The organism is Bacillus cereus group sp. MG9 (genome assembly GCF_040459995.1).
In the GTDB taxonomy this organism is placed as follows: domain Bacteria; phylum Bacillota; class Bacilli; order Bacillales; family Bacillaceae_G; genus Bacillus_A; species Bacillus_A mycoides.
Genome location: NZ_JARVHC010000001.1, coordinates 3,883,148 through 3,895,957, shown reverse-complemented (window position 1 = coordinate 3,895,957; position 12,810 = coordinate 3,883,148). Strand labels below are relative to the sequence as shown.

The following is a 12,810-nucleotide window of genomic DNA, read 5'->3' as shown; positions in this document are numbered from 1 at the left end:
ATGAGTGAAGTAGTACAAGTAACAGTTGCAGAAGAACAAAAAAGCGAGCGAATTGATAAATTCGTTGCAGAAATAAACAGTGAATGGTCACGTTCACAAGTGCAGCAATGGATTAAAGATGCTGTTGTGACAGTAAATGGGAAATCAGTTAAAGGGAATTATAAAGTAAAAGGAAATGATGAAATTACAGTAACAATTCCCGAGCCAGAAGAGTTAGATATTCAACCGGAAGATATGAATTTAGAAGTTTATTATGAAGATGCCGATGTACTAGTTGTAAATAAGCCGCGTGGCATGGTAGTACATCCAGCACCAGGGCATACGAAGGGTACGCTTGTAAACGGACTTATGCATCATTGTACAGACCTATCAGGTATTAACGGTGTAATGCGTCCTGGTATAGTACACCGTATTGATAAGGATACATCTGGATTATTAATGGTTGCTAAAAATGATATGGCGCATGAATCACTTGTAAATCAACTTGTAGCAAAAACGGTAACAAGACGTTATAAAGCGATTGTACATGGTGTAATTCCACATGATAAAGGAATAATTGACGCTCCAATTGGTCGTGATAAAAAAGAACGTCAAAGTATGACTGTTGATGAAAATGGTAAGAATGCAGTTACACATTTCCAAGTGTTAGAGCGATTTAAGGATTTCACACTTGTAGAATGCCGCTTAGAAACGGGACGTACACACCAAATTCGTGTTCATATGAAATATATTGGTTATCCACTTGCAGGAGATCCAAAGTATGGTCCGAAGAAAACATTAGATATGAATGGACAAGCACTTCATGCAGGGATTTTAGGTTTCGATCACCCTCGTACTGGTGAATATATTGAGTTTGAGGCACCGATTCCAGAAGTGTTTGAAGAAGCGCTAAATGTTTTACGGAAATAGTATTGACAAATCATAAGAAAACTGAGATACTGACAACAGTTAAATAATGATCCTTTAACACAGCCCCGTGAGGTTGAGAAGGTAACGGTTTGAAATACTTAGGGTATGTTGTACCCTTTTTTCAAAAGTCCTCTCGCACACGCTGAGAGGACTTTTTTTATACCATTACTCTCACGCAAGAAAAAAAGCTTGGAGGTGTAGAGCATGCAAGAGAAAGCTGTCGTTTTAGATGACCAAATGATTCGCCGCGCTTTAACACGAATTAGTCATGAAATCGTGGAACGAAATAAAGGTGTCGATAATTGTGTTCTTGTCGGAATAAAAACACGTGGAATTTTTATTGCACAACGTTTGGCAGAACGAATTGGTCAAATTGAAGGAAAAGAGATGGAAGTAGGAGAGTTAGATATTACGTTATATCGTGATGATTTAACACTACAATCGAAACATAAAGAACCACTTGTAAAAGGTTCTGATATTCCTGTAGATATTACGAAGAAAAAAGTTATCCTTGTGGATGATGTGTTATATACAGGTAGAACAGTTCGAGCAGCAATGGATGCTCTTATGGATTTAGGTAGACCATCACAAATCCAATTGGCTGTTCTTGTTGATAGAGGTCATCGTGAATTACCAATTCGCGCTGATTATGTAGGAAAGAACATTCCAACATCTAGTGAAGAGCGTATCGAAGTTGATTTGCAAGAGACAGATCAACAAGATCGAGTAAGCATATACGATAAGTAAAGCCCTTTTAAATGTAGTCCTGTGAGGCTGCCAAAGGGTCTTGGCTTTCATATGTCAAATTTGGCATACGAAAGTGTAGGACTCTTTGTGCACAGGCACAAAGAGTTTTTTTATTGCAAAAATTAAAACTGAAGGAGGATGTAACAATGGAGCAAAAGCCAGTGCTAGACATTCATGAAGTACCGAAACCGGGAAAATGGTTATTATTAAGTATACAACATTTGTTCGCGATGTTTGGATCAACAGTGCTTGTTCCGTTTTTAACAGGACTGAATCCATCAGTAGCTTTAATATCAAGTGGATTAGGAACGCTAGCGTTTCTTCTAATAACGAAAGGTCAAGTACCAGCATATTTAGGATCATCATTCGCCTTTATTGCACCAATTATTACAGCGAAAACAGCAGGTGGACCTGGAGCAGCGATGCTTGGAGGAATGCTTGCGGGACTTGTTTACATCTTAATCTCACTCGGAATTAAGAAATCTGGGTCAGAATGGATTATGAAATTACTTCCGCCAATCGTAGTTGGGCCAGTCGTAATGGTAATCGGTTTATCTTTAGCACATACAGCAGTGAACATGGCGATGAACGGTGCGGATGGTAAGTATAGCATTACACACTTTTCAGTAGCATTAGTAACATTAGCAATTACAATCATTTGCTCCATATTCGGGAGAGGATTTTTCAGTATCATACCAGTGCTACTTGGAATCATCGGCGGGTATATATTCGCTTACTTCCAAGGGCTAGTAGATTTAAAGCCAGTAGCTGAGGCAAAATGGTTTGTCATACCAGACTTCACAGTACCGTTTGTAACATATACTCCGGAGTTTTCATGGAAAATTGTACTCTTAATGGTGCCAGTTGCACTTGTAACAATTTCAGAACATATCGGACATCAAATTGTACTTGGAAATGTTATTAAAAGAGATTTAATTGAAAAACCAGGTTTACATCGTTCAATCTTCGGTGATGGGATAGCAACATTGATCGCATCACTAATAGGAGGACCACCGAATACAACGTACGGTGAAAACATCGGTGTGCTAGCAATTACGAGAGCATACAGTGTATACTTATTCATCGGTTCAGCAGTGTTCGCAATCATGTTTGGATTTATCGGGAAGATTTCAGCACTGATTCATTCGATTCCAACACCAGTTATGGGTGGTGTATCAATCTTACTCTTCGGTGTAATCGCATCAAGTGGTTTACGTATGATGGTAGACGATAAAACAGACTTAGGTGACAAACGAAACTTAATGATTGCATCAGTTATACTAGTAATCGGTATTGGCGGAGCGGTACTGCACGTAGGTGAATCGTTCCAAGTAGAAGGAATGGCGCTAGCAGCAATTGTAGGTGTACTATTAAATCTACTACTACCAGAGACAAAACAAACAAATAAAACAAAACAATCTAAGCAGATTGCTTCATAAAAATAACCTTTTAATTCAGTCCTGTGAGATAGAAAAGGGTGGCTACTTTAACGCACCCTAGTCTCAAAGACTAGGGTATTTTTATACAGTTATTGTTATATAAATTCAATGGTGTTATCATAAAAAACAGAAAGATGAGGGATGACGATGAGCCATTTGTTAACGATGAGTGAATTATCGGAACAAGAAATTTCAGAAATCCTAAAAGACGCAGAAGATTTCGCGAATGGAAAAGAGAGAAAAACGACAGAGCAAACATTTGTTGCGAACTTGTTCTTTGAGAATAGTACGAGGACGAGATTTAGCTTTGAAGTTGCTGAGAAGAGATTAGGACTTGAAGTATTAGACTTTTCCGCAGATGCATCTAGCGTACAAAAAGGAGAAACTTTATACGATACGATAAGAACACTAGAATCAATCGGAACAAAAGCGGTAGTCATCCGCCATGAGCAAGATCGTTACTTCGATGAATTAAAAGATCAGGTGAATATCCCAATCTTGAACGCTGGAGATGGATGTGGAAATCATCCAACGCAATGTCTACTCGATCTTCTAACAATTAAACAAGAGTTTGGAAGATTTGAAGGTTTGAAGATTGCAATAGTTGGGGATGTTCGTCATAGCCGAGTAGCACGTTCTAATGCAGAAGCATTAACGAAACTGGGCGCGACAATTTACTTTGCAAGCCCAGAAGAGTGGAAAGATGAAGAGAACACATTTGGAACGTACAAGAGTTTAGATGAACTTGTTCCAGAAGTGGATGTGATGATGTTACTTCGTGTACAACATGAGCGTCATGACCATTATGAAACAGACATTATGAAAGAGTATCACGAGCAACATGGGTTAACAGTTGAAAGAGAAAAACGTATGAAAGAAGGAAGCATTATTATGCATCCAGCCCCTGTAAACCGTGATGTTGAAATTGCGAGTGAACTTGTCGAGTGTGAACGCTCACGCATATTCAAGCAAATGGAAAACGGGGTCTACGTAAGAATGGCTGTACTAAAACGCGCATTACCAAATGTATTAGGAGGAATGAAACATGAATTATTTGTTTAAAAATGGTCGTTATATGAATGCAGAAGGAACAATCGTAGCAACAGATCTTCTCGTACAAGACGGTAAAATTGCGAAGGTAGCAGAAAATATTACGGCAGATAATGCTAAAGTAATCGATGTAAATGGAAAGTTAATCGCACCTGGATTAGTAGATGTACACGTTCATCTTCGTGAACCAGGTGGTGAACATAAAGAAACAATTGAAACAGGAACACTTGCAGCAGCAAAAGGTGGATTTACTACAATTTGCGCAATGCCAAACACACGCCCAGTACCAGATTGTAAAGAACATATGGAAGACCTGCAAAAGCGTATTAAAGAAAAAGCACATGTAAATGTATTACCATATGGAGCAATTACAGTACGTCAAGCAGGTTCTGAAATGACCGATTTTGAAACGTTAAAAGAACTTGGAGCGTTTGCTTTCACTGATGATGGCGTAGGCGTGCAAGATGCAAGCATGATGTTAGCTGCAATGAAGCGTGCATCGAAATTAAATATGGCAGTTGTTGCACACTGTGAAGAGAACACACTTATTAATAAAGGATGTGTACATGAAGGGAAGTTTTCTGAGAAACACGGATTAAACGGTATCCCATCAGTATGTGAATCCGTACATATTGCCCGGGACATCTTACTTGCGGAAGCTGCAAATTGTCACTACCACGTATGTCATGTAAGTACAAAAGGATCTGTACGTGTAATCCGTGACGCGAAACGTGCTGGAATTAAGGTGACAGCAGAAGTAACACCGCATCACTTAGTATTATGTGAAGATGATATCCCATCGGCTGATCCTAACTTTAAAATGAATCCACCGCTTCGAGGAAAAGAAGATCATGCAGCGTTAATTGAAGGACTATTAGATGGAACAATTGATATGATCGCAACTGACCATGCACCGCATACTGTAGAAGAGAAAGCGCAAGGGATTGAAAGAGCACCGTTCGGAATTACTGGTTTTGAAACAGCATTCCCGCTTTTATATACGAACCTTGTGAAAAAAGGAATCATTACATTAGAGCAACTGATTCAATTCTTAACAGAAAAACCAGCTGACACATTCGGTTTAGAAGCAGGGCGCCTAACAGAAGGTAGAACAGCTGATATTACAATTATCGATTTAGAACAAGAAGAAGAAATTGATCCAACAACATTCTTATCAAAAGGAAAAAACACACCATTCGCAGGTTGGAAATGCCAAGGTTGGCCGGTTATGACAATCGTTGGTGGTAAGATCGCATGGCAAAAGGAGAGTGCATTAGTATGAAAAGACAACTTATCTTAGAAGATGGAACAGTATTAATTGGAAAAGGTTTCGGAGGAGAAATAGAAAAGTCAGGTGAGGTTGTATTTACAACTGGGATGACTGGATATCAAGAAACTTTATCTGATCCATCATACTGCGGTCAAATCGTAACATTTACGTATCCATTAATCGGAAACTACGGCATTAACCGTGATGATTTTGAATCAATTCACCCATCTGTAAATGGTTTAATCGTAAACGAAATTTGTGATCACCCATCAAACTTCCGTAATGAAATTTCGCTAAATGATTACTTGAAAGAAAGAAATATCCCAGGATTAGCAGGAATTGATACGAGAAAATTAACAAGAAAAATTCGTCAATATGGAACTTTACGCGGACGTCTTTGCAATATGGATGTGGATGTAGAGGACATCGTTAGCCAATTGAAAGCAACTGTCTTTACAGATCATGTGAAACGCGTATCAACAAAAGATCCATATCCAAGTCCAGGCCGTGGACACCGAGTTGTACTTGTAGACTTCGGAATGAAACATGGTATTTTACGAGAATTAAATAAGCGTGATTGTGATGTAATTGTTGTACCTTACAATACAACAGCAGAAGAAATTCTACGCCTTAGCCCAGATGGAATTATGTTAAGTAATGGACCTGGGGACCCAAAAGATGTACCAGAAGCAATTGAAATGTTAAAAGAAATTATTGGTAAAGTTCCTTTATTCGGGATTTGCCTAGGACATCAATTGTTCGCCCTGGCATCTGGTGCGAATACAAGTAAGTTAAAATTCGGTCACCGTGGTTTAAATCATCCAGTAAAAAATCTTGCAACTGGAAAAGTAGCAATTACATCTCAAAACCATGGTTACGCAGTAGAAGAAGAATCAGTTGGAAATACAGAACTGGAAATTACACATGTTGCTTTAAATGATGGAACAGTAGAAGGTCTTCGTCATACGAAGTTCCCAGCATTTACAGTGCAATACCATCCAGAAGCTTCTGCAGGACCAGAAGATGCAAATGATTTATTCGAAGATTTCTTAGCAATGATTGAAAACTTCAAGAAAGAAGGGGAAGAGTTATGCCAAAACGCCTAGACATTAACACAATTTTAGTAATCGGATCAGGACCAATTGTAATTGGGCAAGCAGCAGAGTTTGATTACTCTGGTACACAAGCTTGTCAATCTCTTAGAGAAGAAGGTTACAAAGTAATCCTTGTTAACTCTAACCCAGCAACAATTATGACAGATACTGCAACAGCAGATAAAGTATATATAGAACCATTAACATTAGAATTCGTAAGCCGTATCATTCGTAAAGAACGTCCAGATGCACTCCTACCAACATTAGGTGGTCAAACAGGCCTAAACATGGCTGTTGAACTTGCGAAATCAGGCATACTTGAAGAGTGCGGAGTTGAAATTTTAGGAACAAAATTATCAGCAATCGAGCAAGCCGAGGATCGTGATTTATTCCGTACATTAATGCAGGAATTAAATGAACCAATTCCATCTAGCACGATTATTCATACGCTGGAAGAAGCACATGAATTTGTAAAAGAAATTGGTTATCCAGTTATTGTTCGCCCAGCATTTACAATGGGGGGAACAGGTGGCGGAATCTGTAATAATGAAGAAGAACTAATTGAAATCGTATCAGGTGGATTAAAACATAGTCCAGTAACACAATGTTTATTAGAAAAGAGTATTGCCGGTTGTAAGGAAATTGAATATGAAGTAATGCGTGATTCGAATGATAACGCGATTGTAGTATGTAACATGGAAAATATCGATCCGGTTGGGGTTCACACAGGTGATTCTATCGTTGTAGCACCGAGCCAAACATTAAGTGACCGTGAGTATCAAATGTTACGAAACACTTCATTAAGAATTATTCGTGCATTAGGAATTGAAGGTGGATGTAACGTTCAGCTTGCACTTGATCCACATAGCTTCCAATACTATGTAATCGAAGTAAACCCGCGTGTGAGTCGTTCGTCTGCACTAGCATCTAAAGCAACTGGATATCCAATTGCGAAGCTAGCGGCGAAAATTGCAGTCGGTTTAACATTAGATGAAATTATAAACCCAGTAACACAAAAAACATACGCTTGCTTCGAGCCAGCATTAGACTATGTTGTTTCAAAAATTCCACGTTGGCCATTTGATAAGTTTGAATCAGCAAACAGAACACTTGGTACACAAATGAAGGCAACTGGTGAAGTTATGTCAATCGGACGTAACTTAGAACAATCATTATTAAAAGCGATTCGTTCTTTAGAGCTTGGCGTTTATCACCTAGAGTTAGACCACTTAAAAGAGCTTGATAAAGAAACGATGAAAAAGCGTATTATAAAAGCTGATGACGAGCGTCTGTTCGTTGTAGCAGAAGCAATCCGTCAAGGTGTAACGAAAGAAGAAATCAACGAATGGTGTGAAATGGACTTCTTCTTCTTACAAAAAGTTGAAAATATCGTAAACATGGAACGCGAAGTAAAAGCGAATGTAGGAAATATGGAAGTGTTACAATCTGCGAAAGAAATGGGCTTCAGTGACCATTACATCGCCAATGCTTGGAACAAAACAGAGCGTGAAATTTACGATATGCGTAAAGAAAGCAATATGACTCCTGTTTATAAGATGGTAGATACTTGTGCGGCAGAGTTTGAATCTGCAACACCATACTACTACAGCACATATGGTGACGAGAATGAATCGATTGTAACAGATCGTAAGAGTGTAGTTGTACTAGGATCTGGTCCAATCCGTATTGGTCAAGGTGTTGAGTTTGATTATGCAACAGTTCACTCTGTATGGGCAATAAAAGAAGCTGGATATGAGGCAATCATTGTTAATAACAACCCAGAAACAGTTTCAACAGACTTCAGTATTTCTGACAAATTATACTTTGAACCATTAACAATCGAAGATGTAATGCACATTATCGATTTAGAAAAGCCAGAAGGTGTTATCGTCCAATTCGGCGGACAAACGGCAATTAACTTAGCGGCTAAATTAGAAGCACATGGTGTGAAAATCTTAGGAACATCACTTGAAGATTTAGACCGTGCAGAAGATCGTGATAAGTTTGAAGCAGCTTTAACAAAGCTTGGTATCCCGCAACCAGTTGGTAAAACAGCAACGACTGTAGAGCAAGCAGTAGCGATCGCTGACAAAATTGGTTACCCAGTATTAGTAAGACCATCTTACGTACTAGGTGGACGTGCGATGGAAATCGTATATCGTCAAGAAGAATTACTGCACTACATGAAAAATGCGGTTAAAGTTCACGCAGATCACCCAGTATTAATCGACCGTTATATGGTTGGTAAAGAAATTGAAGTAGATGCAATTTCAGACGGTGAGAATGTATTCATTCCAGGTATTATGGAACATATCGAACGCGCTGGAGTTCACTCTGGGGATTCAATTGGAGTATATCCACCACAGAGCTTATCTGAAAAACTAAAAGAACAAATTATTGAACATACAATTGGGCTTGGAAAAGGTTTAAACATTGTTGGATTACTAAACATTCAGTTTGTAGTATTCAAAGATGAAGTGTATGTAATTGAAGTAAATCCACGTGCGAGCCGTACAGTACCATTCTTAAGTAAAATTACAGGCGTACCGATGGCAAATATCGCAACGAAAGTTATTTTAGGTCAAAACCTTGTAGAACAAGGATATGGAACTGGCTATCACCCAGAAGAGAAGGAAGTGTATGTAAAAGCACCGGTATTCTCATTTGCGAAACTACGCTCAGTTGATACAACATTAGGGCCTGAAATGAAATCAACAGGGGAAGTAATGGGTAAAGATTTAACGCTTGAAAAAGCATTATATAAAGGACTTGTTGCTTCAGGAATTAACATCCCAACGCACGGATCAGTAATCATCACTGTAGCGGATAAAGATAAAGAAGAAGCGTTGGAAATTGCAAAACGCTTCCATGAAATCGGCTATAACTTATTAGCAACAGCAGGAACAGCACAATCGCTAACAGAACAAAACATTCCGGTGCAAGTTGTAAACAAAATTGATTCTGAAGACTACAACTTACTTGATATTATCCGTCAAGGGAAAGCGCAGTTTGTAATCAATACATTAACAAAAGGAAAACAACCAGCGCGTGATGGTTTCCGCATTCGCCGTGAATCAGTAGAAAATGGTGTGGCTTGCTTAACATCACTTGATACAACGAGAGCAATCTTGAGAGTATTAGAATCTATGACATTCTCAGCTCATTCAATGAAAGAAATTACGCAAACGAAGCGTCACGAGGTGGTACATGCATGATGCAAAAGCAAAATATGATCGTCGTTAACCAAAAAGAAATCGCAAAAAACATTTACGAATTAGTGCTTCAAGGGGATTTAGTGCAGCAAATGAACGATCCAGGACAGTTTGTACACATTAAGGTAGCAGAGGGCATTACGCCCCTTCTGCGCCGCCCAATTAGTATTTGTAATGTCGATCAAGACAAGAACGAATTTACAATGCTATATCGTGCGGAAGGACAAGGGACAAAAACATTAGCGAAAAGAAAACAAGGTGAACTTGTAGATGTGTTAGGACCACTTGGTCATGGATTTCCTGTAGAAGAAGCGGAATCTGGACAAACGGCTCTATTAGTTGGTGGGGGAATTGGTGTACCACCACTATATGAATTGTCACAGCGTCTTGTAGCAAAAGGAGTACGCGTTATTCACATCTTAGGTTTCCAAACGAAAGATGTTGTCTTCTATGAAGAGAAATTCGCAGAACTTGGTGATACGTATGTTGCAACAGTTGATGGTACACATGGTACAAAAGGGTTTGTAACAGATGTAATCGATAGCTATGGAATTGACTTTGACATTCTCTACTCATGTGGACCTTTAGCGATGCTTCGTGCATTAGAAGGACGCTATAAGGAGAGAAAAGCCTACATTTCATTAGAAGAACGTATGGGCTGTGGTATCGGAGCATGTTTCGCATGTGTATGCCATTTGCAAGCAGATCCGAGTGGACATTCTTACAAGAAGGTGTGTAGCGACGGACCAGTATTTCCAATCGGGGAGGTTGTACTATGAACAGATTGCAAGTTGAATTACCAGGGTTATCATTAAAAAATCCAATCATCCCAGCATCTGGTTGCTTCGGATTTGGTCGTGAGTATGCACAGTTCTATGATTTAAGTGTACTTGGATCAATTATGATTAAAGCGACAACAGAACAACCTCGTTATGGAAACCCAACGCCTCGTGTTGCTGAAACACCAGGCGGAATGCTAAATGCAATCGGGCTTCAAAATCCTGGATTAGAAAAGGTAATGAATTCTGAATTACCTTTTCTCGAGCAATTTGATCTTCCGATTATTGCAAACGTTGCGGGTTCACAAGCTGAGGATTACGTAGCGGTTGCGAAGGCGATTTCAAAGGCACCTAATGTTCATGCGCTAGAATTAAATATTTCTTGTCCAAACGTAAAAACGGGTGGTATCGCTTTTGGTACAAATCCTGAAATTGCTGCTGATTTAACGAAGCGAGTAAAAGAGGTTTCTGAAGTACCGGTATATGTGAAATTGTCACCGAACGTGGCAAACATTGTGGAAATTGCAAAAGCAATTGAAAATGCGGGTGCGGACGGTTTAACGATGATTAATACATTGCTTGGTATGCGTCTAGATTTAAAAACTGCAAAACCAATTTTAGCAAACCGTACGGGCGGACTATCCGGGCCTGCGATTAAGCCAGTAGCAATTCGTATGGTACATGAAGTAAGTCAAGCGGTTAACATTCCGATCATCGGAATGGGTGGTATTGAAACAGCGGAAGATGTAATTGAATTCTTCTATGCGGGCGCAAGCGCGGTCGCAGTTGGAACGGCGAACTTTATCGATCCGTTCGTATGTCCGACAATTATTGAAGAATTACCAGCATTACTAGATGAATTAGGATTTGATCATATTTCGGAATGTCAAGGAAGGAGCTGGAAGCAAACATGTCACAGTCGTTAATCGTTGCACTAGATTTTCCAGGGAAACAAGAGGTAGAACAATTCTTACACCACTTTGAAGGGGAAGAGTTATTTGTCAAAGTTGGTATGGAGTTGTTTTACAAAGAAGGTCCTGCAATTATTACGTACTTAAAAGAAAAAGGACATAAAATCTTCCTAGATTTAAAACTTCATGATATTCCGAATACGGTAAAAAGCGCTATGCGTAGCCTAGCTAGTCTAGATGTAGATATGGTAAATGTTCATGCTGCTGGGGGAAGCAGTATGATGAAAGCTGCGATTGAGGGATTAGAGGAAGGTAAGCAAGAAGGAAAAGAGAGACCGATTTGTATTGCAGTTACACAATTAACAAGCACTTCGGAAGCTATGATGAAAAAAGAGATTGGCATTGAGAAAACGTTAGAAGAAGCGGTTGCTCATTATGCAAAATTAACGAAAGAAAGTGGACTTGATGGAGTTGTTTGTTCAACACTTGAAGTACCAAAATTACGTGAAGTATGCGGAAATGAATTTGTAACAGTAACACCGGGGATTCGTCTTGCAAGCGATGATGTAAATGACCAAGTGCGCGTAGCAACACCGAAACGTGCGAGGGAACTTGGTTCAAGCTACATCGTAGTTGGACGTAGTATTACAAAAGCAGAAAATCCGCTTGAAGCGTATAAAACAGTAAAACAACAGTGGGAAGGTGTAACAGTATGAAAAAAGAAATCGCATCGCATTTATTAGAAATTGGAGCAGTATTTTTACAACCGAATGACCCATTTACTTGGTCTTCTGGTATAAAATCACCAATTTATTGTGATAATCGTTTAACTTTATCTTATCCAAAAGTACGCCAAGCGATTGCAGCTGGATTAGAAGAGTTAATTAAAGAGCACTTCTCAACTGTAGAAGTTATTGCAGGAACAGCAACTGCTGGTATTGCGCACGCTGCATGGGTAAGCGATCGTATGGATTTACCAATGTGCTACGTGCGTAGTAAAGCAAAAGGTCACGGTAAAGGGAACCAAATCGAAGGAAAAGCTGAAAAAGGTCAAAAAGTAGTAGTAGTAGAAGACTTAATTTCAACTGGCGGTAGTGCAATTACATGTGTAGAAGCACTTCGCGAAGCTGGCTGTGAAGTATTAGGAATCGTATCAATCTTCACATACGAGCTTGAGTCAGGAAAAGAGAAACTAGAAGCAGCAAACGTAGCATCATATTCTTTAAGTGATTACAGTGCATTAACTGAAGTTGCAGCAGAAAAAGGTATGATCGGACAAGCTGAAACGAAAAAATTACAAGAGTGGCGTAAAAATCCAGCAAATGAAGCTTGGATTACAGCGTAACACGAAAAAAGACGACCGCGGGGGAACGCGGTCGTCTTTTTTATATCATTGCTA

11 protein-coding genes are annotated in these 12,810 nt (G+C 39.3%); all 11 read left to right on the top strand.

Annotated elements, in window-relative coordinates; genetic code table 11:
* Entirely contained in the window at window positions 1-909 is a 909-nt protein-coding gene (locus QCI77_RS19830) for an RluA family pseudouridine synthase (RefSeq protein WP_002128848.1), read from the top strand.
* Between the two features lie 204 nt (window positions 910-1,113).
* Complete coding sequence (pyrR, locus tag QCI77_RS19825; protein ID WP_001156489.1) at window positions 1,114-1,656, top strand: bifunctional pyrimidine operon transcriptional regulator/uracil phosphoribosyltransferase; 543 nt, start codon at window positions 1,114-1,116, stop codon at window positions 1,654-1,656.
* Window positions 1,657-1,802: 146 nt separating this feature from the next.
* Window positions 1,803-3,095 carry a uracil permease gene (gene uraA / locus QCI77_RS19820; RefSeq protein WP_002014712.1) on the top strand — a complete coding sequence of 431 codons (1,293 nt, stop codon included), beginning with the start codon at window positions 1,803-1,805 and terminating at the stop codon, window positions 3,093-3,095.
* Between the two features lie 147 nt (window positions 3,096-3,242).
* Window positions 3,243-4,157, top strand: coding sequence for an aspartate carbamoyltransferase (gene pyrB / locus QCI77_RS19815; RefSeq protein ID WP_002128846.1), 915 nt, complete (start codon window positions 3,243-3,245; stop codon window positions 4,155-4,157).
* The gene (gene pyrC / locus QCI77_RS19810) at window positions 4,141-5,427 is read left to right on the top strand and encodes a dihydroorotase (protein WP_113769764.1); all 1,287 of its coding nucleotides are present in this window, start codon (window positions 4,141-4,143) and stop codon (window positions 5,425-5,427) included. Before pyrB ends, pyrC begins: the two co-directional genes overlap by 17 nt.
* Window positions 5,424-6,521, top strand: a complete 1,098-nt coding sequence (locus tag QCI77_RS19805) for a carbamoyl phosphate synthase small subunit (RefSeq protein WP_002111416.1) — start codon at window positions 5,424-5,426, stop codon at window positions 6,519-6,521. Before pyrC ends, QCI77_RS19805 begins: the two co-directional genes overlap by 4 nt.
* A complete protein-coding gene (gene carB, locus QCI77_RS19800) occupies window positions 6,506-9,724 on the top strand; it encodes a carbamoyl-phosphate synthase large subunit (protein WP_002165154.1) in 3,219 nt (1,072 codons plus the stop codon). Before QCI77_RS19805 ends, carB begins: the two co-directional genes overlap by 16 nt.
* Window positions 9,721-10,500, top strand: coding sequence for a dihydroorotate oxidase B electron transfer subunit (pyrK, locus tag QCI77_RS19795; protein WP_002088239.1), 780 nt, complete (start codon window positions 9,721-9,723; stop codon window positions 10,498-10,500). The genes carB and pyrK overlap by 4 nt, the downstream gene beginning before the upstream one ends.
* Window positions 10,497-11,426: a dihydroorotate oxidase B catalytic subunit gene (gene pyrD, locus QCI77_RS19790; RefSeq protein WP_002088238.1), complete on the top strand. Its 930-nt coding sequence runs from the start codon at window positions 10,497-10,499 to the stop codon at window positions 11,424-11,426. Before pyrK ends, pyrD begins: the two co-directional genes overlap by 4 nt.
* The gene (gene pyrF / locus QCI77_RS19785) at window positions 11,411-12,127 is read left to right on the top strand and encodes an orotidine-5'-phosphate decarboxylase (RefSeq protein WP_000083510.1); all 717 of its coding nucleotides are present in this window, start codon (window positions 11,411-11,413) and stop codon (window positions 12,125-12,127) included. The genes pyrD and pyrF overlap by 16 nt, the downstream gene beginning before the upstream one ends.
* Window positions 12,124-12,756 carry an orotate phosphoribosyltransferase gene (gene pyrE / locus QCI77_RS19780; RefSeq protein WP_012261599.1) on the top strand — a complete coding sequence of 211 codons (633 nt, stop codon included), beginning with the start codon at window positions 12,124-12,126 and terminating at the stop codon, window positions 12,754-12,756. The genes pyrF and pyrE overlap by 4 nt, the downstream gene beginning before the upstream one ends.
* The last annotated feature ends 54 nt before the right edge of the window (window positions 12,757-12,810 follow it).